The following is a 26,675-nucleotide window of genomic DNA, read 5'->3' as shown; positions in this document are numbered from 1 at the left end:
GACTGCGCAGGGGCACAGTTATACAACGACTCGCCGGCTTAGCCAAACCTTTTCCGAACTATGCCAATCAAGCTATCTTATTGATTAACCTAGTCGTTAGATGCATTTTTCGGACGATACCGCACGGGCGGCAATCCGCAGCGAACGACTGGTTAACGGCGCCGGGAAAGTTGTCGCAACCATGTGCGTAACGCTTCAGTTGCAATCTGGCCAGACACGCCGGCGTTGCGGCGACTACGGGCCAAACCACGGACTTTGGGGGTGACTGCCTGATCCGGCAGTAACTCCGGCTCCCGGCGCTGGGGAGATTGTTCGAACAAATCCCCCTTGCCCCCTTTTGCAAGGCTATGTTCGCGTTAGTAGTTGGCGTCGCCCCGGCATGGATTGCCGGGGCCCAGAAGCCACGGATGGCAGAGTTTCAACACATCCTTGTGCCCTGGATCCCGGCAATCCACTTGTGCCCTTTGGGTATGCCGGGATGACGGCTTCGTTCTCATTCAACTACTAACGCGAACATAGCCTTTTGCAAAGGGGGAGTGATTTTTAACTCAAGAACAGCAATCGACCCAGCCAAAGTACTTAGTCGGCCCGCTTTGCTTCGAATCCTTTACCGCGACCTCCGCCACGGCAGGCGCGTTTTGGGTTTCGACCTTAACCGCGCCGCGGTGGGCCGTTGCGGTAAATGCCGGTATGATAAAGGCCGCCGCCGATTCCGGCTTCACGAAGGGAGTTCACCATGCTAGCCACCAAGCGATACGAATACCTGCCTATCGAGCAAATCGAGTTTCACCATACCCTGACCAACCACCGCGATCTGGACCGGGCCAAGGTCACCCATCTGGAAAAGGACATTCTCAGCAACGGCCTGTTCGAGCCGTTGGTAGTCTGGGAGCGCAACAGCCGCGAATATTACCTGGTCGGCGGCTTTCACCGAATGGAAGCGATACAAGGCATCCGCCGCGCCAATCCGGGTTATTTCGACCGGGTCGACGTGCGCGTCGTCACCGGCGATCCGGACGAAATCAAGGCGCTGAATTTGAAACTGAACTCGGACCGGGTCGATACCCGCATCACCGACTATTTTCAAACGGTGATTTATCTGAACAACGCCAACTGGTCGAAAGAGCGCATTGCCGAATTTTTCGACAAAAGCGTCAGTTGGATAGAAGACATCGTCCGCTTCGCGCCGCTGACCACCGAAGCGATGCGGGAAAAGCTGGCCAGCGGCGAACTGTCCTGGAACCGGGCCAGGGAAATCCTGCGCAAGGCGTTGAACGCGCCGCCCGGCAACGAAAAACAAATCATCGAACAAGAACTGGCTCGGCCCGCAGCCCCCGCCGCGGCCAAACCGCTACCGTTTCAAGCCACGCTGAAACGGCTGACGGCATCGATCCAGACCGCGCCGAAACAAACCTTCAAAGTCACCGGCCAGGATTTGTACGCCTTGCTGGTCACCCTGCGCGGCAAAAACGTCAGCGCGGAAGATCTGGAGCGGGTGCGCAAGGCGTTTCCGGTGTTGTGGGACCAGGAATAGCCCGGCCGCCGGTGCCGTTCGGAAAGTCTCGTTGAACTTGCGCAGGTCGATCTTGTGGCTCCAGGCGCGGGAATGCAGGCAATGCAATTGCCAATAGGTTTCGGCGATAGCTTCCGGTAACAGCATGCCGTCGTCGCTTTTGGCGGCGGCGAACATTCCGATAAGGCACCAAATAGAGCTTCCTATTTTTGTTGTCTTCAATCATGACTCGACCTATGATAATCGCCAGATGAGAGCGAGGCGTGGAAATTCGGCTTCCACGTGGCGTGGCTCGTAAGAGTAGACGAATGGAGGGACGGCCGGCCTCCCGCTCTCATTCCACCGCCTGATAAATCCCCCTCGAATCTTTTCCTCAATGGTTCTGGTAGCCTGACTAAAGCCGGAAACGATCATATTGACGGCCGGATTGCCTTTCTTGATGTAGTCAAACTCCACTGCCAATTTAACCCCGGCATCCTTCGATTTCATTTCTAAGCCGCCTGTGCGGCGGCGGACATGCTCGGCGCGGTGCTGTATGGCTATTCGGTTTTCTAAGCCGCCTGTGCGGCGGCGGACGACCCGGCACCGGGCAACCTGGCGACGCTGTTTTTCTAAGCCGCCTGTGCGGCGGCGGACAACATCTTGAGTGGGTTGGGTTGCCGAACAGTGTTTCTAAGCCGCCTGTGCGGCGGCGGACTGTGCCAGCTATTGCCAGCGACATTATTTACGATTTCTAAGCCGCCTGTGCGGCGGCGGACGAACATGGCCGGCATTGTTCCAATGACGTGTTTTTCTAAGCCGCCTGTGCGGCGGCGGACTGAAAATGCGGGTTGGGGTGAGGCGCCTTCCGTTTTCTAAGCCGCCTGTGCGGCGGCGGACGGCGGCGAGCCAGTCACGGCGCGAACGTGCCTTTTCTAAGCCGCCTGTGCGGCGGCGGACTCAAACCTGAGAAAGTCCTCGCCGTGGCGGAAGTTTCTAAGCCGCCTGTGCGGCGGCGGACAAGCGTTTAGGGATGAAGTCATTTTGACAATATTTCTAAGCCGCCTGTGCGGCGGCGGACTCCGGCGATGGCTGCGGCGGCTGATTCGCCATTTTCTAAGCCGCCTGTGCGGCGGCGGACTGACGGTTATCGATATAAAACAAGCCGCCGTCTTTCTAAGCCGCCTGTGCGGCGGCGGACGCGTAGTAGCGCTAGACACGCCGCCAGCGGCTTTTCTAAGCCGCCTGTGCGGCGGCGGACTTAGACAGGAAAAAGGGGAAAAAGAGCCGAAATTTCTAAGCCGCCTGTGCGGCGGCGGACGGTATTCATGAAGCGCGATCAGGGGTTGGCGATTTCTAAGCCGCCTGTGCGGCGGCGGACCCCAAATCGCTTTTCTTGCCTGAGCCGCTTCGTTTCTAAGCCGCCTGTGCGGCGGCGGACAATATCTGAGCGAATGCCCCTGGTGTTTTCTTTTTCTAAGCCGCCTGTGCGGCGGCGGACTTGTAGGCTCTGACAATTTTAATTCTCTAGTATTTCTAAGCCGCCTGTGCGGCGGCGGACGGAATCAAACGGCACTTGTGAAATGTGTCCGATTTCTAAGCCGCCTGTGCGGCGGCGGACATCGACATAAAACAAGCCGCCGTCGGCAAGTGTTTCTAAGCCGCCTGTGCGGCGGCGGACGCGGTCGTCGCTCATCTAAAATGGGATGTCCTTTTCTAAGCCGCCTGTGCGGCGGCGGACTTTGTGATCGGCTTTGCGGCGTTTTTTTTGCCGTTTCTAAGCCGCCTGTGCGGCGGCGGACCGGCAAGACTTGGCCGATATTCGGTGCGCGTTTTTCTAAGCCGCCTGTGCGGCGGCGGACCCGATCTACCAGCCGGCCCGCAACGGCGTGGTTTTCTAAGCCGCCTGTGCGGCGGCGGACAACACACCGAACCGGCGGAACCGGTGATTAGCTTTCTAAGCCGCCTGTGCGGCGGCGGACAAATCGTGCCTGGTTGCGTGGCTGATTCTGTGTTTCTAAGCCGCCTGTGCGGCGGCGGACAAGACATGGTTTTGCGCGAGCTAGCAAAGATTTTTCTAAGCCGCCTGTGCGGCGGCGGACGCGCGCCCTCTGAAACCTCCCAGATTACATCTTTTCTAAGCCGCCTGTGCGGCGGCGGACGTTTGCGTGGGATGACGTAGTTCCGCACGATTTTTCTAAGCCGCCTGTGCGGCGGCGGACGATGGTCGCCATCGCTGGGCGAAATGGTCGTTTTTCTAAGCCGCCTGTGCGGCGGCGGACCTTTCTCTCGCCGTTTTTGTCTTTCCAGCGTCTTTCTAAGCCGCCTGTGCGGCGGCGGACAGCACATCACCAGCCAGCGAACCTTTTTCGGTTTTCTAAGCCGCCTGTGCGGCGGCGGACGAATTCAATACATTATTGGTTGCAAGATTATATTTCTAAGCCGCCTGTGCGGCGGCGGACACAGCAAGATGATTTTGCCGAGCGTGTGAGTTTTTCTAAGCCGCCTGTGCGGCGGCGGACGATCGAAACGGTTTGGCCTTCCAAGTGCGATATTTCTAAGCCGCCTGTGCGGCGGCGGACGGTTTGCTGTGGCATTACTGCGCCATCGCCCATTTCTAAGCCGCCTGTGCGGCGGCGGACGCACTCAAACAGCGCGGCAGCGTCACTGAGCATTTCTAAGCCGCCTGTGCGGCGGCGGACAGACTACACCGGAGAAGTCTTTGTTAGCGTATTTTCTAAGCCGCCTGTGCGGCGGCGGACATCCAGGGCATCTTGCAGGGTAACGCGATGAATTTCTAAGCCGCCTGTGCGGCGGCGGACGCCCTGATGTTTATCGCCCTGTGCGGCGCGCTTTTCTAAGCCGCCTGTGCGGCGGCGGACGAACCATCGGCAAAGCCGCCCTGGCCGCTGTATTTCTAAGCCGCCTGTGCGGCGGCGGACGTTGATTTGCGCTTCATGCCGAATGGGCGCGATTTCTAAGCCGCCTGTGCGGCGGCGGACTCGCAACTTATTCAGCATGGCTTCCAACTGACTTTTCTAAGCCGCCTGTGCGGCGGCGGACGTTAAAAAATACGCAACCCGGATTGTAGTTTCTTTCTAAGCCGCCTGTGCGGCGGCGGACTATTCGGCGCAATTGCTGTTGCAAAACATGCCTTTCTAAGCCGCCTGTGCGGCGGCGGACCAACCCCGGCCACGTCAGTCTTATCGCCTTTTTTTCTAAGCCGCCTGTGCGGCGGCGGACAAGAACAAGCTATCGGACGTGCACAATCACTTGTTTCTAAGCCGCCTGTGCGGCGGCGGACCGATGCCCAGTCGAAAATGATCCGCGGCTTGTTTTCTAAGCCGCCTGTGCGGCGGCGGACACCATAACCATCACCGGCGCCGGCTACACCGTTTTCTAAGCCGCCTGTGCGGCGGCGGACAAGCAGACGTTGAAGCACCTGAAACGCTTCATTTTCTAAGCCGCCTGTGCGGCGGCGGACCGCATCGCCGGGGATTGGCCCAGCCAGGCATATTTCTAAGCCGCCTGTGCGGCGGCGGACATGAGGGCTTACAGATGATGGAATTTATTCTTTTTCTAAGCCGCCTGTGCGGCGGCGGACCCAGGCATTTATGCCAGGAATTTAACGATAAATTTCTAAGCCGCCTGTGCGGCGGCGGACGCCGTGCATCAGCTAGAAGGCTTGCCGGTTTGTTTCTAAGCCGCCTGTGCGGCGGCGGACTGATTATAAATAAACGGAAAGCCGGTCGCGACAAGGGTTGCGGATGGTTTGACCCATTTTTACCATCTGCAAAAGCCTTAACCGTAACCGGCTGATTTAATTCACATTGTTAAAGAGCGAAAAATTTTTGGGTCAAAATTCGGGTACGGTGGCGACGCTGCTCAGTCCGTAGGCGCTGAAACTGCCGGTCACCGGCGCGACCGTTTCAGTTTTACTGATCCACAGACAAAAGGTTTGCCCACCGCTCAAGCTTTGCAAGCGGATGAACGGCAAGGCCACGGAAGGCTTGAGCATGTCGCAATAGCGAAACGACAGCGGGTACGCCGGATTATCGCCCGCCGCGCGCAATTCAACCGTCATGTTCAGCGCGGTCGCCAGATCCACGCCGTGGCGTCTGGCGTAGCGCCGGGCCAGGCGTTCCGGGTTGGTCTTCGGCTGCACCCGCCGGTAAACCGCATACCCCAACAGTTTGTCCGGCACCGGCCGGATGCCGGTGCAATGCACATAGTCGCTAAGACGCGCCAAACGCTGCGGCGCGGCGAAGCGTTCCAGCGTGGCCTCATCTTCGGCAAACAAGCGGCATTTGTCGCCCAAACCAAGTCGCTTACCATCGGCGCAATGTTTGGGAAAACCGACACCAATGGCGCCGCGTTTATCCGCATCCAGCATCTCGACAAAGCCCAGGTGCAGTTGATGGAATACTTTGGACCAAAGAAAATTCAGCCCAACTTCGGGATTTGGCAGCAAGGTGATTTCCAAGTAAAAGCGCATGACTTATTCCTTGCCGCTTTGGCCAAATACGCCGCCGCGCACCAGTACCGCCATCACGTAATGTTCTTGGTCTTTATTGCTGAGTTTTTCGCCCAAGGCAAAGCGGTCGAACAACGAGTAAAAGTCGGCTTTATCTTTCGGGGTACGGAAGGCTTTGCCCAGGTTGGTGACCGCGCCGTAAGGTTCGATGGCGATTGGACCGATGCCAATGGCGCCGTCGTCGTGGCCCGGGTACCAGGTGTCGATGGTGCGGATGGCGTTGCCGATTTTTTGCGAATGTAAGGCGGCAGTGCCGTTGACGGCATAGAGGATTTTGCTTTTGTCGCCCTTGCCATTGCCGAGGATCAGCTCTTCGCTGGGATACACTTCCTGGGCTTTGCCGACCAAGGCGTAAGCTTCGACGCTAATCAGCAAATACGGCAAACGGCCGCACAAGGCATCGGCGATTTTACCGGCCAGTTTTTGTAAATCCATGTTAGCGGCATTGAAATCGCGCAGGGAAAATTGCTTGGCGTCGAAGACCAGTTGCTCGCCGTCGCCGGTATCGACCACCACTTCGATTTTTTCCGCGCCGACCCGGTTACGCCACAAATAGCGGGCGTTGGCAATGTTGACGGCGTAACGTTTGGCGAGCTCGGTAAAACCTTCTTGTTCGATATAAGCTTGGGCGACGCCAGGATAACTGGCGTTGAAATTTGGTCCGTTGCAGGCCGACGGTTTGTCAACGCCGCCCAGCACTTTCAAGGTAAAGCTCAGTTTTAACGTGTCTTGATCTTCGGCCAACGCGCAGGCATCGACAGTTTGCAGATTGGGTTTTTCGACTTCGGCGTTGAGTTTTAACGGGTCGTTTTGCAATGCTGGTTTCAAGCGGTTAGAAATCGTGCCGCGTACCGATTTCGGCGTCAAAGCCAGTGGTTTGAGATTGCTGCGGTCGTTCCAAGTCGTGCCGTACAGATAACCGTCGGAAGGCACCAGTTTTTTCTCGAAAGCCAATACGGTTGCGTCGTTTTTTGCTGCCATGTTTTAGTCTCCAATAAGATTTGCTGCGGTGAGGGTTCGGCAAAGGTACAGATTGCGTTCGGTATCGGCGTGGTATTGCCATAGCACGTCGTCCAGATTGGTAATGCGGTACGGCATTTTGAATTCGCCCAGCGTGACCACGCTTTCGGCGAAGCGGTGCGGCGTGCCAAGGTCGCGCTGGTTGGCGGCTTGGCCTAACTCGGAAATACCCTGGAAGCCCACCGCAATCGGCACCAGCCAACCCGGCGCCTTGCGTTGACTGCTCCAGGTGACTTTGCCGTTTTCATCCTGCTCGCTACGATGCATGAGCTTTAGAAAATCCAGTAAAGCGTCCAGCGCGTCCCGGCCCTCGTCGCGCATGACCTGCACCATCAGTTCCCGGCGCTCGACCAGCACGTAACCGAGCATCAGCCGGTTAAGCAGTTTTCTGACGCTATGGTCGTCGTCTTCATCGACGGTATGAATTTCCACCGGTTTGACGGCCAGCACGTCGCCGCCGGCCCATTTCATCCTACACAGTTGCTGGTTGAGCGTGGCTTCGAGGCGCTCCCGTTCGTCGGTATCGAAGCCTTGCAATTCGATCAATAGCGATACTTCTAAATGGCAGCGGGCTTCTTCGACGAAGGCCGGCCGGCCGCCGTCTTTATCCAACGGATTGGCGGTGCCGACAATGGAATGCACGAAATCGCCTTGGCCTTTGTGGGTCTGTAAATCGAAGCGATGGCAGCTTATCGCCGCCCCGGTCAATTCGATGTCGGTCAACCCCTGTTGCCGCAGATGGCGCTGCAAGGCATGCACGCCGCCCAGCCAGGCGGTCATGGCCGGAAAGCCGATGGTGTAAGGACTGCTCATCGCGTTGGCGTTGTGAATTTGCAGATGCGGAATTAACAGTAAACGGCGCGTCATTTGAAAAACTCCTGGTCGGCGGCAACCGCTTGCTCGGCCAACGCTGCCAACGCATGGAATTCGTCGTCACCGAGCTTGGTGCGGCAGTCCTTGCATAAGTATTCGTAAGTTCGAATGATCCAACGGGCAAAATCGCCGGCCACCTCGTCCAACCAAGCTTCGGATTGCTCGCGCTGTTCCAGATAGACGTCGTCGAGCCAAATCCGTTGAGCCAGCGGTAATTCGCGGTAATGCTCGGCTTGCGACCAGCCGGGACCGGTGGCGCGAATGGCGAAGGCTAGTCGCAACACCGAATCGATCAGGTATTTGAGGGTATTGCGGATGCCGTCGCGGACGTGGATGTTGTTGACGCCACTGCGCATCAAGCGGTCCAGCGTCTGGAAGTTGTCTTGAAAACGGCGGGCGGATAGCGAGTTTCTGAAGAAATGTCGCGTCGGTAACCTCACCTGCCGCTGCTCGAAGATTGGTGGCACACTGCTTAACAAATACGCGCGGCCGGCATTTTGAACGTTTAACAAGCTGATGTTTTGCTTATTAGCCCCCCCGTAAACGGTGACAGTCAACCCCAGCATGTCGTCGAAACCGTCGGCATGGTGGTCGTTCTTACGCCGGCTGTCCTTGGACTGTTTGGTGGCTTCGGAAAAGCGCATCGTGTCGATGCGGTTTTTGGTTTGGGCCAAGATGCCGGATGGCGTCAGAATAGACAGCAGGTGATAGTCGGCATCGACCGGGAAATACACTTGCTTGACTAAACCGTCGGTTCGCGTAACGACGTCGCTTTGTTTGACCGCCAGAAACCCGGAACGCAGACTGTCGTAGCTGGCGGTTGGCACGTTAAGCAAACGCTTGGCCTGATCGCTGTCCCGTTCCAGGTGCTGCAACAGCGTTTGCCCGTCATCCAGCGGTAGATTCAAAAACGTGTAAACATCCATCGCCGCCGCAGTTTTTGCAGAAACATCCAGTTCATAAACTACATTGCCGGTACGCAGGTAGCCGTCATTGGCCTGTTGTCCTTGGGCGATTACCGAACTGGTTTTGGCGCTGGGATGACTGAATTTGCCGGGATGGCTGGACATGGATAACCAGGCGGCCCGTCGCGCCGCATCGGGCAACCAGGTCGGTAAGGAAAATTTGTCCTCGGCTTCTTGTTGGATAGCGGTTTGTTTATCCGGGTCGTCCGTGGCTTTTAGTTTAGCTTTCAGCCAAGTCGCTTTGCGCTCGGCGAAAAACGTTGTGATCGATTCGTGCATTGATGTTTGCCTCCCGTAATGTCTTTTCATTTGTGAGCTGGATGATTCAATTCTTTGATCAAACCGGATTGGTTTGAATAACGCCAAATCCAGTAGGCCGGAATAAGCCGATAGGCGTTTCCGGCAAAGCCTATCTGCCGGAAACGCCTATCGGCTTATTCCGGCCTACCCGCTAATTCATATCTTGAAACAAACCTAACTGGTCCGAATAAAACCAAGGTTTGTCGCTGTTCGGACGTACCATGATTTCGCCATAACGCTCGGATGCGGTTTGCAATCGTTGTTCCGAATCGGCATCGTCCCCGGACGGTTCGGTTTCGGCGTGTTGGCGCAAGATATTTTCATAAGCTCTATCCAGCCATAATCGGGCTTGTTCCAGCTCCGGTAGTGGTTCAGCCACCACGATCTTGTGCACGGCTTGGCGGGCGATGAACTGGCCGCGTTCATCTTTCTCGCAAAACAGCGCTTTACCATCTCGCCAAACCAAAAATAGCGAAGTTTCCGGATTGCCCGCCCGAAACGGGTTGATTTGCTGCGGCACGGCGGTCAGCCACCAGCTTTCGTGTAGCCAAGCCTGCAAGGCTTGCGGACCTTGTTGCCGGTAATCGGTCAGGCTTTGATGCAGGGCTTGGTGTTCCAGGTCGGCCAGACGCTGTTTCGGCTCCAGCTTTTCCGGGCGTTGAATGCGCGGCACGGCGTTGACGACTTGGTTCAACGCGGCTTCGTCCACCAATCGAGCGAAGTCATGGCTGGTCAGCCTCAAACTCTTGCCGTTTTCGTAACCCGGCCGGCAATAGGCCGGGCCACCCGCTTGACGCAAGGCTTTCAGGTTGTATTGCATCACGGCAATATTGGCATGTTCGACATCGGCCAAAATGCGGCGATGGCGTAACACGCGCCCCGCCAACTGGATGATGGATCGAAACGACGACGGTTCGATGACGGCCCAATCGAATTCGTGGTCGCGGCCGACTTCTTCCACCGGTGTCGCTACCAGTATGAACAAGACGTCATCGGCTGCCGCGGAATCCAAATGCCGGCGGATTACCGGGTCCTGAAATGCTTTCGGTGTTTGGCCCGGCTTTTCCTTGCGCTGCAAAATTTCGTCCAGATGTTTTTCCTGTTCATGACGTAATAACAGCACTTGCCGGCTGTGGTAGGCCATGATTTTCGGTTCGATGCCGTTGCCCCAATCCGCTTGCAACAGGTAGCGTGTCAGCGCGATACAGGGCGGAATGTTTGCCATCCGCACCGCGCCGAACGAAACCCGCTTGCCGGTTTTGGCATCGACGCTGTGGTGGTGAGAGTGCAAGTGTTCGGCAGCCTGGCGGATTTTGGCGAAATACTGTTGGCGCTGTTCCGCAGGCTGGTTCTTCAAGGCCAACAACTCGTCGCAACGCTCGATAATGGCTTTACGTTTGACGAGTTGCTTGTGCAGATGGCCGACTCGTTTGGCAACGAACTGCCGGTGTAACTGCGCGTATTGCCGGCAACGGCTATCGGAGTCTACGTTGTCCAATCGCTCGACTTGCGTACCGAACTCGTCGATCCAGGCGCACGCCACCAACGGATGAGCGGTTTTGAAATGGCTGTGCAATTGCCAACCGGCCTGATAGGCATGGAAAAAACCTTCGGCCAAATCCGGCGGAATCGTGGCGGAAGAAATCATCACCTTGCGGCCCAACATGCCGGCCAAATGGATCAAACGACCGATGGCGATCAAATCGGTGCCATCAAAGTCATCCACTTCGTCGATCACTAGATCGGACGACAACAGGCGCAGGCACGGCAGGATGAATTTTCCGCCGCGCCGGGTTTCGGTGGCGGCGATGATGTGGTCTATCGTGCAAGCCAACACCGGCTTGTATAAAAACGCCTTGTGCTTCTCGGCCAGCTTGGGTTGATGCTTGGGAAACAGCACGTCGAGAAATTCGGCGTGCGGCATGTCGCCGAAATCCAAATCCTCCGCCAATAATTGCTCTCGGGACTCGGAACCGATATCTTCGTAACCCGGCGGCTGGTCTTTTTCCCGCGCGACTTTGTCGTAAAGCTGTTTGATTGCCGCCGAGCCGATCAAAACCGCCAGGTCCTGGTCCGTCAAACCCAAGCGGTTGCGGTATTCGTTGCCGGTTTGCAAGGTCAAGGTTCGCAAACCCAAGGCCAGCACGTAGCGCAAGCTGTCGCCGTCGTCCGCCAGCGCACGCATGACTTTGGCATTGGCCACGGTTTTGCCGCAACCGGTGCTGGCCATATTCACCACAAACCAACCGTAACCCTGTTCTTGCAAGGTTTGGTGTTGGGCTTTGAAGCGGACAATGCCGTCCACGGCTTTATCTTGCCATTCGAAGCCGGCGGGACTTTTTTGCTTGAGACTTTTGATGTCGTAGGCCGCATCCATCTCGCTACTGAAGCGCGACAAGGTTTGGCTGATTTTCAAGGCTTGATCGCCGACGCGGACCAAATGTTCGTCCAATTTTTGCTTCAGCCGTTTTTGGCTGTCGGTGTTGGCGTAAAGGTCGATGGCCGACTGCCATTCGCCGTCGGCTTGGCAGGACGAGTAATAATGGTCGCCCAGCATCAGGCATAAGCGGGCATGGTGCAGCAACAGGCGATAGGCGCCGTTGTCGAGTAACGCTTGGATAGACGCCTGGTTTTGCAACAATTTGGCCGACCATTTTTTGAGTTGTTTGCGCCACGGCGCGGATTGCGACAACAAACCTTGTGGAAATTCGAAGCAGGCCTTCAGACGCTTATCGTCGTCATTCGGATTTTGGTAACCCCAGTCGGCATTCAAACTTTTCAGCATCCGCGCCAGACTTTCCCTTTTCTGTCCCGATTCGTCGTTCGGCTTGAAGCGACTCGGCAAGCGGTGATGGCTCATGATTAACCAGCTAACCAATTGCGCAATCGGCGGTAGATCAGCCAACGGGTTTTTCAGGCTTTCGGCGGTAAGATTTTTTAGCGCCGCTTCATCCCAGTTGTCATCCCCTAACAGCCTTAGCCAAGCTTCATCTTCGCCGCCAGCCATGCGCACCAAAGCATTCAGCAGCAGGCAGGAAATCCATTCATGGCGTAGCGGGTCGCCTTGGTTAGTCGAGGATTTAAGCTTACTCTGGAACAAGGCTGTGGCTTTGCCCCAATCGTGCAGCAAAGCCGCAACCGCCACCAAGGCTTTGATGGCGGGCAGATAGGTCCAGTTATTTTCCCATTGGCTGTTCAACAAACTTTTCTGCGTAGTGTTGACCGGCACGAAACCTTCTTTGTTAAAACACTTACGGTTACCGACTATCCAGACCAACTCGCTCCTACTGCGCGACCTGATCCAATGGCAGGCCACGGCGGTATTTTTGGTGGCGGTCTTGCGCAGCAGGGTTTTGACGGCGATCAGGCCTTCTTCGGTTATCACCGTTTGCCAGGTGTTGTCGCCGATGCGGTTGGCGAAGGCGTCGAGGACGCGGCGGGTGCGGGCCAGGGCTTTTTTCTGGCATTGGCTGACGAAGGTGACCATCATGTATTTTCCCCCCTCACCCTAGCCCTCTCCCTCAGGGAGAGGGGACTGAGTGGCTTGCTCTCTCGGAGGGGATTGAATCGCTTGCTGTTTGACCTGCTCAAACATGAAATCCAGCGCTTTATGGTCGGTGAATTTTTGCAGGATTTGCTGACGGAACTCCTGCTCGCTCATTTTTTCCTTGGCGCAGACGAAGGCCCAGGGCAGGACGATGGCGTCCTTGACCAAGTCGGCGACGTCGAACACCAAGGCGCCGCGGCGGGTTTTGCCGTGCATCACCGCGAAGCCGTGCGGGATGCCGAGTACCCAAAGCGTTGTTGCTGCCAGGCCGTAAGCCAGATAATTGCCGTGGTTCAGGAAGCCGTTGGCAAGGTCGCTGGCGTCGTGATCGCGCGTGAAATCGCCGTGTTGGGTGGCCTTGGCGGCGTAGCGATAGAGTTGTTTGGTCAATAGCGCTTCGCGTTGCAGCAGGTCGCCGGTTTTTTCCGCGCTACCGATGTTGCCGGCGTAATTGTCCAGCGCGGCGGCGATGGCGCTGTCGTCGGCGAAGATGTTTTCGGCTTGCAGTTCGCGGTCCTTGCTCCAGACCTTGCGGATATAGTCGACGCGGGCTAGTTGAAAGGCTTTGGCGACATTCAGGCGTTGGCCGTCGTCGAACCAAAATTTAAGCCAACCCTGGATGTATTCGGTAGGGCGGTATTCGCTTTGCGGCGTTAGCCATTCGATTTCGCTGCCGCTAAACAAGGGCGTGCCTCCGCCGCCGCAAAAGCCGACCAACACGCCGGCGCTGGCCAGCATGCGCATCGCGGCTTGGGTAATCGAGGTGCCGGTGCCGAGCAGGATGACGGTGGTATTGGCGATGGGAATGTTCCAATACAGGTTTTCGTCCTTGGCTTCGGTTAGATACAGCACGCGGCCGTCTTTTTGCATCACCCGGCATTTTTCCAGATAGTAAATGTTGGCGCGCTTGGAGTGGAGGATGGCTTTCAGGTCGGTGAGTTGTTCCATGCCGGGTTTTTCCTTTTGCGGGAGCCCGGATTATTGCTGACCCTTTCCGTTAGCGTCAATCCGCGCTAAATCCGAACCGGGCCGGAAATATTTGGCTAGACTATCGCCAAACCAATCAGGAACGGCGCGCACATGCGGGAAGAAAGCAAAACCGAAGACAGAAAACTGGAGATTCAACAGGTCATCAAGTGGTTGCAGGAGGATAGGATTCTGTCGGCGCAGGATTTGCAGAAATGCCGGCAGTATGCGGTGGCCAAGATCAATCTGCACAAACATCCGCTCAAGGTGCTGGCCGAGTGCGAGCTGTCCGACCAAACCCAGCTGGGCAAGGCGCTGTCGCAGGAGGATTTGACCCAGTGGCTGGCGAAGAAACTGGCCCTGCCCTACTACTATTTCGATCCGTTGAAAATCGACGTGCCTACCGTGACGGCCTTGTTCAGCAAGGCTTACGCCGCCAATTACAACATTTTGCCGATCAAGATCAGCGACGACGAAATCGTGGTCGCCACCGCCGAGCCTTTCATCCGAGCCTGGCAGAACGATCTGGCGAAAATGCACCACGGCAAGATTCGTTGCGTGTTCTCCAATCCCGACGAAATCAAGCGCTACCTGGACGAGTTTTATAATTTTTCCAAGTCGTTGAAGGGCGCGCAAAGCCACAACGACGGCCGTGCCGCCGAGGGCCAGAATTTCGAGCAACTGGTCGAGCTAAGCAAGATGGCCGATCTGGACGCCAACAACCAGCACGTGGTCAATCTGGTGAACTGGCTGTTGCAATACGCCTTCGACCAGCGCGCCAGCGACATTCACATCGAACCGCGCCGTTTGCAAGGCAACGTCCGCTTTCGGATCGACGGCATTCTGCACAACGTCTACCAATTGCCGACGCCGATCATGAATGCGGTGTTGAGCCGCTTGAAAATTCTGGGCCGGATGAACATCGCCGAAAAGCGGCTGCCGCAGGACGGCCGGATCAAAACCCAAAACAGCAACGGCAAGGAAATCGAACTGCGGCTATCGACGATGCCGACCGCGTTCGGCGAGAAGCTGGTGATGCGGATTTTCGACCCGGAAGTGTTGCTGCGCGATTACGAACAACTCGGCTTCAGCAAGCAGGAATTGGCGTTGTGGAACCGTCTGGTCGGCCACACCCACGGCATCATTCTGGTCACCGGTCCGACCGGGTCCGGCAAGACCACGACGCTGTATTCCACCTTGAAACGGCTGGCGACGCCGGAAATCAATCTGTGCACCGTCGAAGACCCGATCGAGCAAATCGAACCGGCCTTCAACCAGATGCAGGTGCAGGCCAACATCGGCCTGGATTTCGCCAGCGGCATCCGCACCTTGCTGCGGCAGGACCCGGACATCATCATGGTCGGCGAGATACGCGACCTGGAAACGGCGGAAATGGCAGTGCAAGCCTCGCTGACCGGGCATTTGGTGATCTCGACGCTGCACACCAACAACGCGCCCGCCGCGGTGACCCGCTTGCTGGATATCGGCGTGCCGGGTTACCTGATCCAGCAAACCGTGCTCGGCATCATGGCCCAGCGCCTGATCCGGGTGTTATGCAAACATTGCAAAGCGGCGGTAGCGACCGACGAAAACCAGTGGCGGGCGCTGGTGGCGCCGTTCAAGGTGGCGCCACCCAAGCAGTTATACAAAGCCGTCGGCTGCAAGGAATGCCGCAATACCGGTTTTGCCGGCCGGGTCGGCATTTACGAAATTTTCGAAAACAGCCCGGCGCTGGAAAAGTTGATTGTGGAAGGCTGCGACACCGCACTGCTGCAAAAACAGGCGATCAAGGAAGGCATGCGGCCGTTGCGGCTCAGCGGCGCAGAGAAAGTGGCGGCCGGCATCACCACCATCGACGAGATACTCAGGGTCGCGCCGGAGCGGATCGAGTTCTAGCCCGACCCGCTCGCCCTATTCCGTCACATCGCGAAAAAGGTACTCAGGTAGACCGCGCCCAACAGCGTGGACACCAAGCCGAGTTTGTTGGGCAAAGTCAGCGATTGCCAATACAGCTCGCATTCGGTTTTCCGCCGCACCCAGGCATTCATGGCCGCCTGCTGCAAGCGCCGCCGTATCCGCGGCAAGGCTTTCCACAACGCGTAAAGCGCCGCACTGCCCAGTGCCAACAAGATATAAAAGGTCACGATCTGGCTGCCGTGGCGCGTGGTGTGAAAGGTATGCTCCACGGCATGTTCGATACCGAGTTCGAACCATTCGAATGCCAGATGCAGCATCTCGAACAAGAAATGAGCGACACCGAAAACCAGGTCTATCGTCACGTCGTACATTGCCACACCGGCTCCGAGGCCGGCCACGGCTATTAAATCCAGATGTTGCTTAATCATGCCTGTGCCTCCTTAATCAGCGATAACTCATCGTTTCAAGTACCGGACGCCGTGAGCGCCGGCCGCAGATTGTTCGGCCGTGATGGCGTGCTGAAAGCCCGCCATCAGCGGAAAATCCGCCGGCATTCCCTTGGGGGGTGAAGTGTCTCGACGGATTCGGCATGATTGTAGTTAAATATCGATTCGATACCAAATTATTTTTTGCATCCTCGCGTACGGCTGCCGATGGTGCCGTACCGCTAAGTTAAGCAATACTCCCCTTTGCAAAGGGGAACGCAGGGGATTTATTCCGCTAGCAGGCTGGTGAAAAACTCCCAAAGCTGCAGTCATCAAGGCGCATAGCCTCAGCAAACAAGTAAAATAGCGCATCTAAATTGGAGAAGCCCCCCATGCGCGGACACGATGCCATTCAAAATAGCTGGTTCAGCTACGTTAGCCTGGAAGAACGTATTCCCAAACAGCATCCGTTGCGTCGTTTACGTCTACTCGTCGATGGCGTATTGGCCTCTATGGATGCCGTCTTTGCCGAGCGGGAGCCTCTAAAAATCCACGATTAATCAGATTCGGGGCGTAAAACGCGCTCGAAAGCTGACATTTCCAAGCGGACTACCTTCAACTCGAAGCCTTTTCAGCTCCGATGGGCGGCATCAAGACGCAGCTACCCTGCGAATGGCGCAAAAACGTCGCATGTTGTACACCAGATTCATGAAGCCGATACGTACTTCGGCGCGGGCTAGGCCAATGCAACGGATCGCCTTACCGCCCCATTGCGCCATCCAGGCAAACACGTGCTCGACCCGGCAACGGGTTTTGGAGCGGGTGCTGTTGCCTTGTTTTTCCCGGTCGGTCAGCGGTTTGCCGCGCACCCCTTTGCGGTGAATCCGGCTGCGGTAGCCTTGGACTTTTAACTGTTCTTCCACCGCTTCGGAACGATAGGCACTGTCGGCCCACAAATCCCGGCTGGTATTGCCGCTATCGAGCAAGCCGTTCAGGGTTTGAGAGTCGTGGACGCTGGCATCGGTGACCGTGTATTTGCGTACCAGCTTGTGGGCATTATCAACGTTGACGTGATTCTTGTACCCGTAATAACTCTTGTCACCTTTCTTGGTCCAGCGCGCATCGGTATCCTTCTGACTGCGTTTGGCGACTGACCAGTCCTCGACGGTTTCGCCGGCTTTAATCCGGGCGTTCTCGTCCGGGGTATTACGCTGCACCGGCGCCTTGACGAAGCTGGCGTCAATCAGTTGACCCTTGCGGGCGATCAAGCCGGCACGGTCCAATTGTCGGTTGAATTCGTTGAATAACGTCTCGGTGAGTTTCAGTGCTTTGAGTGACTCACGAAACAGCCAGAAACTGTTGCGATCCGGCGCGTGCTTGGCATCCGACAAACCAATAAATCGCTGGAAGCTGCGCCGGTCTTCGATTTGGAACTCCAGTTGCTCGTCGCTCAGATTGTAGAGGCTGGCGATGACCAACGCTTTGAACATCAACACCCCATCCCAAGGCTTTCGCCCGGCAGACGATTTACGGACTTTGTGACGCACTTGATCCAGCAACGGACGGAACGCCTCCCAATCCACTTGCGCGTCCAATTCCAACAACGGATTGCCCAAACGATCGATCCGACGATCTCGATGTTCAAACAGGGAACCGAAAAGGTCGTCTTGTGCCACCGTCATCTCTGCTCTCCAGGTCTTTAGCTCCGACTCATTTTACTCGCCGGGCGCAATTTTTAGAGGTTCCCGAGCGTTACTCGCACACTGGCCGTCCGTCGATTGCGCCCGAAAAATTGCTGCGCGCCTTGCTGTTGCAAGTGCTGTACACCGTTCGTAGCGAACGCCAGTTGATGGAACAGCTGGACTACAACCTGCTGTTTCGCTGGTTTGTCGGTCTGGGCATCGACGATGCTGTCTGGGAACGCAGCGTGTTCAGCGCCAACCGCGAACGCCTGCTGTCCGAAGCGCTGAGTCGCGAATTTTTTGAGCGGGTACTGGCCATAGCCGAGTGGCAAAACCTCGTTTCCGACGAGCACTTCAGTGTCGATGGCAGCCTGATCGAAGCCTGGGCCTCGCACAAAAGCTTCGTGAAGAAAGACGGCAGCGGTCCCGATAAACCCGCCGGCCGCAATCCCGAGGTCGACTTCAGCGGCGAAAAGCGCAGCAACGCCACCCACCAAAGTACGACCGACCCCGAAGCCCGGCTTTACAAAAAAGGCGAATACACCGAGGCCAAACTGCGTTACATCACCCATGCCCTATCCGAGAATCGTAACGGTTTGATCGTTGATGTTGAAACCACCCAAGCCACCGGCACCGCTGAAATCGAAGCCGCGCAAACAATGATCAAACGCCGTGTTCCCAAAGGCGGTAGCGTCGGTGCCGACAAAGGCTATAACCAACCGGCGTTCGTCAACAAACTCAAGACGCAAGACATCAAAGCCCATGTTGCTCGCAAAAAGACCGGCAGTGCCGTCGATGCACCGCGCGCGGCAAAGGCTATGCCCAAAGCCTCAAGCGCCGCAAAATCGTCGAAGAAGCCTTTGGCTGGGTCAAAACGGTCGGTGGCCTGCGCAAAACCCGTCACATTGGCTTAGCCAAAGTCGCTGGCCAAGCCTTGTTTTGCTTCGCCGCCTATAACCTGACGCGGTTGCTCAAGCTGCTGGTGTTCACACCAAAACCGGCGTGGAGTGTGCCCACCTAGGGTGAAGTACGCCTGAAAACCGTCCACAGACGGCTTCAGGCGAATAAAAAGCCCTTGAAACAGGGGCAAAACGGTTGAAACTCGATGTCATGACCGATTTCAACACGAAAAAATCACGGAAACCGTGGGTAAGGGGAAATATCAGTGGGTTTTTCACCAGCCTGCTAAATCCCCTGCTGCCCCTTAAATGCCTTACAGCTACTTTTTCAAAGAGGGATAGATCGGGCGCCAACGCTTAACACATGCAGGGGGGGGCCGGTAGATCAGGAACCTTCCCCGCCCGCAGCGGCTGGCGCCGCTAAGGCCGGCGGTTCGGATGGCTGCGAACGCCGCCGGTGCCGAATCAGCAAGGCCGTTGCCACTATCGCGATCTCCAACACAAACGAGCGGTGAAACAGAAAGTTCAGCCACCAGGGCTGGTACACCCGTTCCACTAGCGTCAACGAAAACGGCTTCAGCACGAACGGCGCCAGCCAATAAATATTGCTGGCCAGATAATCCAACACCATGTGCAGCAAGCCGTTGCCGGCGAATACCAAGGCCAGCACCGGCAGCCGCCGGTTCGCGCTGCACCGGTAGTAAACGCCGGCCGCCAGTGCCAGCAGCAGCCAAGTCAGCGGAAAATGGCTGAAGTAACTGTGGTGTGGATGCCTGCCGCCGTCCACCAAATAGAAGTAAATCATGTCCAGATCCGGCGCCACCGCACCGAACATGCCGCAACGCAGATAGGTTTTGCCATCGACTTGCGGCATCCTGAGCAGCGGATAGGTCAGCACCGAGACGATATAGCCGGCCGGCAAATGGGCGATCAGCATGATTCCCTCCCGCTTGCTACGGAGCCAGCGCCGGTTTCGGCTAACGCATACCAATCCAGTTTGCGCGTCGCCAGCATCGCTATGCTCAGCACCGCAAATAACAGCAACGAACCCAGCATCAGCGCGTTATCTTCCGATTCCAGCAAACCGTACAGGCTGGCGAACAAGGCCGCCAGCGACACGCCGGCCGCGGCGCCCCGCGTCGCGCTGCGCAAGACCGCGCTCAGGTAGACGGCAATCAACGCCACGCAAGCCCCGCTCGCCAGGCAATAAGCCACGCCGAACCGAAGATGTTCCGACAGGCTGAGCAGCAGTAAAAAGAACATCGCCAATGCCAGACCGACCAAGGCATATTGGGCCGGATGGATTGCCAGTTTTTTCAGCAGTTCGAACAGAAAAATCGCAGCGAAGGTCAGGCAGACGAACAAGAAACCGTATTTGGCGGCACGATCCGACAACGAATAGACGTTGATCGGTTCGATCAGGCGCACGCCGAAACTGTCGTAGCTGGCGATATGGCGCACTCCGCTCAGATTGCGGCCGACGTTGGAAGCCAAGGCGTCCACGCTCCAGGCGGCGCGAAAGCCGTCGGTGCCGGTCTGCTGGCTGCTCGGGTCCGGCAAAAACCGGCCGAAAAAACTGGGATGTTGCCAGGCCGAGGCCAGTTCGACTTGGGTATGCTTGCCGGCCGGGACGAATTCCAGCGCTTCGATGCCGCGCAGTTTCAAATCGAACCCGAACGGAATCGAGATCGGCCCGAATTCGACCGGCATCGGCTCCAGATTGGCATGCATGCCGCTGGCATCCTCCAGCGGCAAATTCGAACCTTGTTCGAAGCCATAGGTTTTGCCGGCCCATTCCACGCCCGGCGCCTGCAACACGCCGCGCATATCCGACAAGGCGATGCCGAGATAAGGCGTGCCGAATTCAATGCGGCCGCCGTGCAACGGCGCCGGATTGCCGTAGCCGCCGGGCAATTTGATCTCGCCTTTGCCGGACAGATTCACCACGTAAGAGCGGACCTCGAACAAGCCGCGGCGCTTGGTCTCGGTGGCCAGCTCGCCGGACAGCTTTAGTTGCTCGGGCAGGAAATACAAATAACGCGACTCGCTACGTTGCAACACCTCGCGCACCGCCGTGCAGTCGCGGATGGTTTCGGAGACTTCGCTCCAAATTTCGCGGTACGGCACCACCAACACCGGGCCGAACAATTTTTGCGGCCCGGCCGAGCTGGCGGCGATATCGTTCACCGCCTGCAACTGCCGGTTCTCGCGTTCGTTGGCCAGATCCTTGACCATGCCTATCGGGATCAATAGCAACAGCGTCAATAGCGCCATCGCCACCAATTTTTGCCAGAGTTTGTTTCGCATCGTAGTTCTCCACAGGTTTGAATACGCTGCGTAGCATGCGCGCCGGAGGTGAAACCATGATGTCGGGATGGTGAAGCGAAGGTGAAGTTTGGCCGGCGTTGCGGATTTAGCCGGGAGAAATCGTCCTTGGCCGGGCCGGCCGCATCCTTACCGCCGGCCCGGCATCGGCTTTTGGCTGCGTCCGCTCGATGGCGCAGCCTAAAGCCGTTCCTTAACTCGAAGCCGCGCCGCTAATCGGCGGAACAAACCCAACCTTGAATACAGGCCTCCATACAGGCCGGCGTTGAGGTGAACAAACAGAATTTCTCGATTGGAGTCAGCTCCGGTACCGCATTCAAATCGGCGACGATGGTATTCAAGCTCTCCAGCCGCGCCAGACTGCGGCTGCGTTCCCGGCTGTAATACTCGGTATTCGGCAGATTGTTGATACAAGCGCGCAATTCGGCGGGCGTCGCCGCGCTCACCACGCAACTGCGCTCGTATTTGGTAATCGTCGGCAGCCGGCCGAATAGTTTGGCGATGTCGGCCGGCGCCGAAACCGCTGCGGCACTGGCGAATACGCCGAATGCAACCAATAGATAAGTTATTAGGGCTTTCATTTCGGGTTTCCTCGGTTTCGGTCCGGGGCGGAAGCGACACCCGAACCGGTTCTGATCAGGAACTTACCCCCTTCGGGCAAGGCTTCCGCTCCGGAACCGTTCAGGCCGGCTGAGATACCGCCTCGCGCCGGCCGCGCTGCGCCAGGGCCTGCAAATCGATCACCCGGTCCACCGAGGCAATGGTTTCCGGACGGTGGGCGATGATGATGCGAGTCAGTTTCAATTGCTGAATCGCGCCGTTGACCAAGCGCTCCCGCGCCACGTCCAAATGGCTGGTGGCTTCGTCCAATACCAGAATCTTCGGCCGCTTGTACAAGGCCCGCGCCAGCAATACCCGCTGTTTCTGGCCGCCGGACAACACGGTGCCCATATCGCCGATCAGCGTGTTGTAGGTCATCGGCATCGCCACGATATCCTGGTGTACCGCCGCCAGTTGGGCGCAGGTTTCGATCCAAGCCTGGTCCGGTTCCGGATCGAAGAAACAGATGTTGTCGGCAATCGACCCGGCGAAGAGCTGGTCTTCCTGCATCACCGCCGCAACCATGTCGCGGTAATCGCGGTTGTCGATTTGCGGCAAACGCACGCCGCCGACCAGGATTTCGCCGGAACTCGGTTGCAACAGACCGAGGATCAATTTGGCCAGCGTGGTCTTGCCGTAGCCGGACGGACCGACGATGGCCACCGACTCGCCGGCCTGTATATCCAGACTCAAATTGCTGATCACCGGCGGTTCGGACGGGGCGTAACTGAACTCCAAATCGCGGATTTGCACGCAGGCCGGCAAGTCGCGCTGGCCGCAGCCCAAGCCGTTGCGCTCGGTGTCGGCCAGGGCGATATCGGCCACCCGCTCGGTATGCAGGCCCAGCATTTTGAATTCGATGCTTTTCTCGATGAAGCTGCCGACCCGATGCGTAAATTGGTCCTTGAACGACATGAAGGCAAACAGCATCCCCACCGAAAAGCCGCCGTCCAGAATGAACAGCGCGCCGAGCCAGACCACGGCGATGTTTTCCAGGCCGAACAACAGGCTGTTCAGCGCCTTGTAGACGATGCCCAGCTTTTGCACGCGGATGCCGGCGTTGAAATGGTCCACCATCAGATTTTGGTAACCGGCCCGGCGCTGCAACTCGCGGTTGAACAGCTTCACGCTCTGCATGCCGCGCACAGTTTCCAGCAGATTGCTCTGCTGTTTGGCGCCGCGCAGGATTTGCTCCTCGGTCGCCAGCCTTAACGGCGTGAACAGACCGAGCCTTAATAAACCGTATAGCGCAGCCGCCAGACAGACGATGGCGGCCAGTTTCCAGCTGTAGACCAACATCATCGCCAACGTGACGATTGCCATCGCGCCGTCGACGATGGCTTCCAGAAAACTGGTGGTCAGCGTGCGTTGGATCACGTTCAGCGATTCGAAGCGGGAGACGATGTCGCCCAGATGGCGTTTTTCGAAAAAACTCATCGGCAGTTGCAATAAGTGTCCGAACAGATTGCCCAACAATTGCAGATTGGCCGACGTGCTCAAAACCAGGACCACCCAGGAGCGCAACGCGGTAATCGCGGTCTGGATCAGAAACAGCAACAAAAAGCCCAAACCCAGCACCGTCAGCAGATTGTCGTCGCGGGACACGACTGCGTTATCGACCACCAATTGCATAAAAAACGGCGCGACGATGGCAAACGCTTCAATGGCCGCAGCCAATAAAACGATTTGCCAAATCGCGCCGGCGGCCCCATCCAACTGGCCAATCAGGCGGGAGAGCTTGATTTGTTGACGTTCGGTTTTCGGCGTAAAGCTTTGGGTAGGCGCCAGTTCCAAAGCGATACCGGTAAAATGTTTGGAGATTTCGCTAAACGGCAGATTCAACAGGCCTTTGGCCGGATCGTGTATCGTCGCCACGCCGCGCTTGACCTGAGCCAACACCACGAAGTGGTTGAAATCCCAATGCAGAATCGCCGGCAGGCTCAGCTTGCCCAGCTCGGGCAAATCCAGCTTGACCGGACGCGAGGCCAGATGCAACTGGTCGGCGATACGGATCATATGGTTCAAAGTCGAGCCTTTCAGCGACACCGAAAACTTGCGGCGCAAGCTGGCGATGTCGAGCCGGTGGCCGTGGTGGGATGCCACCATCGCCAGACAGGCCAGCCCGCATTCGGCGGCTTCGGTTTGCAGAATCAGCGGGGTTTTCTTGCGGCCGGAAAAATCCAGCATGGCTTGTATGCTCATCGTTACACCCGTCCGGCAATGCTGTAGAGCGGTTCGAAGATCCAGTCGATCAAACGACGGTGGTCCAGCCAAATATCGGCGTCCAGCAGCATGCCGGACTGCAACGGAATCTCCTGGCGGTAAGCCTGCACCGACTGTTTATCCAGCACCACCGTGACGCGGTATACCGCTTCCTGCAACGCCACCGGTAAGTCGGCGTCCTTCGGCGTTATAAGGGTCTTGGCGATCTCGACGATGCGGCCGCGCTGGCTGCCGAAACGCTGGTACGGAAAGGCCTGGTAACGGATCGCCACGGTTTGGCCGGTCTCGACGAAACCGACCGCGCTGGACGGCACCAGCAACTGGGCGCGCAGCTCGGCCCCGGCCGGCAGGATCGACAGTAAAGGGTTGGCGGTGCCGGCATTCTGGCCCTGTTCGGCCAGAATCGCCGTCGCGGTGCCGTCGTGCGGTGCGGTAATGACGATGTTGCGGCGCGACTCGGATTCGGTGATGTTCTGGTTCAAGGTCGAGATACTGCGTTCTATCGCCGCGCGCTGGTTTTTAAACTTCATCTGGCTGCTGTCCACTTCCAGTTGCGTAGCGCGGATGTCGCGTTCCAAGGTCATTTGCAGCCGTTGCAAGGCTTGCAGTTTGGCTTGGTGGTCCAGCCATTCGTCCTGTTTTTGCTGGGCCTGTACCGCCGAGACGAATTTGGTCGGCAGTAATTGTTGGTAGCGCTGCAACGTGGCTTCAGCGCCGGCCAGGCGTTGCTGCTGGGTCGCGATCTCGCTGTTGACTTGCTGCAGTTCGCGTTGCATACCGTGCAAGCGGTCCAGCAAGGCACGGTATTGGATTCGGTCGATGTGTTCCTGCTGGCCCAATTCGGCTTCCAGGCTTTCCCGGCGCTGTTTCAGTTGTTCGATCGCCGCGGCCTGGGCCTGCGGCGTGTCGCGGGAACTGCTGTCGGTGGACAGCACGAACAGCGTATCGCCGGCTTTTACGGTTTGGCCTTCCTTGACGTGTTTTTCGATCAAGGTGCCGGCTTGCGGCGGGTAAACCTTGATCAAACCCATGCTCGGCGCCAAATAGCCGCTGACATGGGATTTGCGGGTATATTCGCCCCAAAAGGCGAAAGCGATCAGCAGCGCGGCGCTGCCGACCGCCAACGCGGTCAGAACGGAAAACGGCAAAGCTTCCACGCGTATCACCTCCCCCAAAGGCTTGTCTTTTTTAAAATCCAAGGCTTGTTGTCGAAATAATGGTTGTTTCATGCTGCCTTTCCCCTGACCAAGACCAAAGCGCTCAGATAACGCCGTAATCGGCCGCCAGCCGCATCTCGTCGCTGGGTTTGAGGTTATTGGTCACCACTTGCGGACATCTGAAACAGGCCGCCTTCCCCTCTTGGTTCCACCAACGGCAATCGGCGCGGATCGCGCACACCGGCAATTGCTCGGTAACCGACGGCGTGAATCGCACCACCTTCTCGGCCAGCCGGCATTTCGATGCTTCGGCGGCAAAATGCCCGCAGCCGCTGCAGGCGCAAGGCGCCGAGAAACGAAACACTTCGGCCGGCGTCACCGGGCCGGCCATCGCCAGCACGTGCTCGGTGACCGGTTGCGGCGTATTCAAATACGCCATTTCCGGCCGCTCCGGGGTGCCGGCCATCACGCCGATCACCTGGGCTCCTTCCCATTCCGGCTGGGCGCTGGGGCATAACACTGCGTTATCCGAGGCCATGGCGCGCTCAACCCTGCAGGGTTGCTCCTTGAATGCCGGCCGCCAGTCCGCCGGCGGCCGGGTTGGTGGCCAAGCCGTTGACGGCTTTGAATTGGTCGAACCATGGGCCGCCGGCGATGATGCCTTTGCTCAGCACCAGGCTGGCCGCGGCGCCGCCGCTGACTTGCTCCAGCTCGGCAGCGCTCAATTCGCTGCCGGCTTCGGCGCGGGCCTGCAATGCACGTTGCTTGCCTTGTTCGGCGAAAGCGGACAAATCGTCGGCGGAAATCCGGGTTGTTTTGTTTGACATGACTGTTCTCCAGACTGCGGTTACAAAATCCCTAGCGCACCAGAACGTTCTGGGCCAAGGTTTTAACGTTGATCACATTCGCGCCGGGATTGATTACCGGCCAGAATTTGCGCGGAAATTGGCTCAAATCGCCTTCGGGACCGATCAGGCCGCCGGCGACCAAGTTCAACTCCTGAGCCGACAACACCTTAAGGTCAGTGGTAAATGTTTGTGGTTTGGACATGTGCTTGCTCCATCGGAAAGAAAAATCCGGACCGGGTCCGGCGTCGGAAACATGCGGCGCGGATACAGCCATCGGGCCGCCTCGCAACCGCCCCCGCCTGCAGCCGCTAGCCGGCGGCGGGTGTAGATACTTTAGAGACGCCGCCCGGCCGCAGGCAGTGACAAATTGCACTGCCCGGCTGTGCAGTTATTAACCTGGAGACTTGGGATGTTAGGGAAGATCGGTAAGTCTGCCGTCTGATGGGCGTTATTGTCGGTTCGACGCACAAATAGAGCTGGTTAAGGCAGGACAAGTGAGATTCAGGCCGAGGCCTAGTAGCGGATGCGCGCTTGCCGACAATAAGGGGATGTAAGGCCGATTTCTCCGTGGGCTCACTACACTGGCTTGCTAGAGGCTAGGGATGAGATTCGTCTGGAATCGGTTACTAACGGAAAGCCGGAGTCTTCCAGCCATCGTCAGCAGTGAAGTCCGGAGCAAGCAACCAGAAAAATTGGCATTTCGATGGCTCTTTCGAACGCTGCTCATCTCAAGCAACTTCAGCCATGCAATTTACTTTTCGCGTTACTCATTCGTCATGCATTACCCATTGATTAAATTAATCAGATAGTTAAATACCCGACAAATCCGCTCAGTTGAAATGTTAAATAAATTGTGCGACAAGGATCACAAATTCCCAGGAGAATAATTTCTGGGCTAATCA

General features: G+C 57.2%; 18 protein-coding genes, 2 pseudogenes and 1 CRISPR repeat array. Of the genes and pseudogenes, 4 read left to right on the top strand and 16 right to left on the bottom strand.

The genetic code is table 11. From position 1 onward, the window contains the following. The first annotated feature begins 736 nt into the window (after positions 1-736). The gene (locus MKFW12EY_RS09875) at positions 737-1,534 is read left to right on the top strand and encodes a ParB/RepB/Spo0J family partition protein (RefSeq protein WP_221054461.1); all 798 of its coding nucleotides are present in this window, start codon (positions 737-739) and stop codon (positions 1,532-1,534) included. Positions 1,535-2,001: 467 nt separating this feature from the next. Beyond that, positions 2,002-5,216: direct repeats of the CRISPR family, unit length 28 nt; unit sequence TTTCTAAGCCGCCTGTGCGGCGGCGGAC. Positions 5,217-5,348: 132 nt separating this feature from the next. On the opposite strand, the gene cas6f is transcribed toward MKFW12EY_RS09875, so the two are convergent. The 6 genes from cas6f to cas1f all read right to left on the bottom strand — a co-directional run bounded on the left by cas6f (position 5,349) and on the right by cas1f (position 13,679). Continuing rightward, on the bottom strand, positions 5,349-5,987 hold the full coding sequence (cas6f, locus tag MKFW12EY_RS09870; RefSeq protein WP_221054460.1) for a type I-F CRISPR-associated endoribonuclease Cas6/Csy4: 639 nt from the start codon (positions 5,985-5,987) through the stop codon (positions 5,349-5,351). 3 nt (positions 5,988-5,990) lie between these two features. After that, positions 5,991-7,007 carry a type I-F CRISPR-associated protein Csy3 gene (csy3, locus tag MKFW12EY_RS09865; protein WP_054762954.1) on the bottom strand — a complete coding sequence of 339 codons (1,017 nt, stop codon included), beginning with the start codon at positions 7,005-7,007 and terminating at the stop codon, positions 5,991-5,993. Between the two features lie 3 nt (positions 7,008-7,010). Continuing rightward, positions 7,011-7,913 carry a type I-F CRISPR-associated protein Csy2 gene (csy2, locus tag MKFW12EY_RS09860; protein WP_221054459.1) on the bottom strand — a complete coding sequence of 301 codons (903 nt, stop codon included), beginning with the start codon at positions 7,911-7,913 and terminating at the stop codon, positions 7,011-7,013. Beyond that, positions 7,910-9,163 carry a type I-F CRISPR-associated protein Csy1 gene (gene csy1 / locus MKFW12EY_RS09855; protein WP_054762952.1) on the bottom strand — a complete coding sequence of 418 codons (1,254 nt, stop codon included), beginning with the start codon at positions 9,161-9,163 and terminating at the stop codon, positions 7,910-7,912. The genes csy2 and csy1 overlap by 4 nt, the downstream gene beginning before the upstream one ends. Before the next feature lie 172 nt (positions 9,164-9,335). Then, on the bottom strand, positions 9,336-12,674 hold the full coding sequence (gene cas3f, locus MKFW12EY_RS09850) for a type I-F CRISPR-associated helicase Cas3f (protein WP_221054458.1): 3,339 nt from the start codon (positions 12,672-12,674) through the stop codon (positions 9,336-9,338). Between the two features lie 18 nt (positions 12,675-12,692). Continuing rightward, positions 12,693-13,679 (bottom strand): type I-F CRISPR-associated endonuclease Cas1f, encoded by a 987-nt coding sequence (cas1f, locus tag MKFW12EY_RS09845; protein ID WP_221054457.1) that lies wholly within the window; start codon positions 13,677-13,679, stop codon positions 12,693-12,695. A 132-nt stretch (positions 13,680-13,811) separates the two neighbouring features. On the opposite strand from cas1f, the gene tfpB reads away from it, so the two are divergent. Next, the gene (gene tfpB / locus MKFW12EY_RS09840) at positions 13,812-15,593 is read left to right on the top strand and encodes a type IV pilus assembly ATPase TfpB (RefSeq protein WP_221054456.1); all 1,782 of its coding nucleotides are present in this window, start codon (positions 13,812-13,814) and stop codon (positions 15,591-15,593) included. Positions 15,594-15,616: 23 nt separating this feature from the next. On the opposite strand, the gene MKFW12EY_RS09835 is transcribed toward tfpB, so the two are convergent. Continuing rightward, on the bottom strand, positions 15,617-16,042 hold the full coding sequence (locus tag MKFW12EY_RS09835; RefSeq protein WP_054762948.1) for a hypothetical protein: 426 nt from the start codon (positions 16,040-16,042) through the stop codon (positions 15,617-15,619). A 389-nt stretch (positions 16,043-16,431) separates the two neighbouring features. On the opposite strand from MKFW12EY_RS09835, the pseudogene MKFW12EY_RS09830 reads away from it, so the two are divergent. Next, positions 16,432-16,566 (top strand): annotated as a pseudogene (locus tag MKFW12EY_RS09830) (IS5/IS1182 family transposase); the annotation flags it as partial. 123 nt (positions 16,567-16,689) lie between these two features. Here MKFW12EY_RS09830 and MKFW12EY_RS09825 read toward each other — a convergent pair. Then, positions 16,690-17,721 (bottom strand): IS5 family transposase, encoded by a 1,032-nt coding sequence (locus MKFW12EY_RS09825; protein ID WP_054763844.1) that lies wholly within the window; start codon positions 17,719-17,721, stop codon positions 16,690-16,692. On the opposite strand from MKFW12EY_RS09825, the pseudogene MKFW12EY_RS09820 reads away from it, so the two are divergent. After that, positions 17,721-18,635, top strand: a pseudogene (locus tag MKFW12EY_RS09820) (IS5 family transposase); the annotation flags it as partial. The gene MKFW12EY_RS09825 and the pseudogene MKFW12EY_RS09820 sit on opposite strands and share 1 nt — an antisense overlap. A 370-nt stretch (positions 18,636-19,005) precedes the next feature. On the opposite strand, the gene MKFW12EY_RS09815 reads toward MKFW12EY_RS09820, so the two are convergent. From MKFW12EY_RS09815 to MKFW12EY_RS09780, 8 genes are all read right to left on the bottom strand, one after another. Beyond that, positions 19,006-19,557 carry a metal-dependent hydrolase gene (locus MKFW12EY_RS09815; RefSeq protein ID WP_221054453.1) on the bottom strand — a complete coding sequence of 184 codons (552 nt, stop codon included), beginning with the start codon at positions 19,555-19,557 and terminating at the stop codon, positions 19,006-19,008. Then, complete coding sequence (gene creD, locus MKFW12EY_RS09810; RefSeq protein WP_221054452.1) at positions 19,551-20,927, bottom strand: cell envelope integrity protein CreD; 1,377 nt, start codon at positions 20,925-20,927, stop codon at positions 19,551-19,553. The genes MKFW12EY_RS09815 and creD overlap by 7 nt, the downstream gene beginning before the upstream one ends. Before the next feature lie 230 nt (positions 20,928-21,157). Further along, entirely contained in the window at positions 21,158-21,526 is a 369-nt protein-coding gene (locus MKFW12EY_RS09805) for a hypothetical protein (protein WP_054763554.1), read from the bottom strand. A gap of 100 nt (positions 21,527-21,626) precedes the next feature. Then, positions 21,627-23,747, bottom strand: coding sequence for a peptidase domain-containing ABC transporter (locus tag MKFW12EY_RS09800; RefSeq protein ID WP_245006483.1), 2,121 nt, complete (start codon positions 23,745-23,747; stop codon positions 21,627-21,629). Positions 23,748-23,749: 2 nt separating this feature from the next. Beyond that, positions 23,750-24,997: an HlyD family secretion protein gene (locus MKFW12EY_RS09795; RefSeq protein WP_054763555.1), complete on the bottom strand. Its 1,248-nt coding sequence runs from the start codon at positions 24,995-24,997 to the stop codon at positions 23,750-23,752. A 31-nt stretch (positions 24,998-25,028) separates the two neighbouring features. After that, positions 25,029-25,463, bottom strand: a complete 435-nt coding sequence (locus tag MKFW12EY_RS09790; RefSeq protein WP_064030087.1) for a hypothetical protein — start codon at positions 25,461-25,463, stop codon at positions 25,029-25,031. A gap of 7 nt (positions 25,464-25,470) precedes the next feature. Next, positions 25,471-25,752, bottom strand: a complete 282-nt coding sequence (locus tag MKFW12EY_RS09785) for a hypothetical protein (RefSeq protein ID WP_221054451.1) — start codon at positions 25,750-25,752, stop codon at positions 25,471-25,473. Positions 25,753-25,783: 31 nt separating this feature from the next. After that, entirely contained in the window at positions 25,784-25,975 is a 192-nt protein-coding gene (locus MKFW12EY_RS09780) for a hypothetical protein (protein ID WP_157199509.1), read from the bottom strand. Between the last annotated feature and the right edge of the window lie 700 nt (positions 25,976-26,675).

Source organism: Methylomonas koyamae (assembly GCF_019669905.1).
Lineage (GTDB): Bacteria > Pseudomonadota > Gammaproteobacteria > Methylococcales > Methylomonadaceae > Methylomonas > Methylomonas koyamae.
This window is presented reverse-complemented; position numbering and strand designations above follow the sequence as displayed.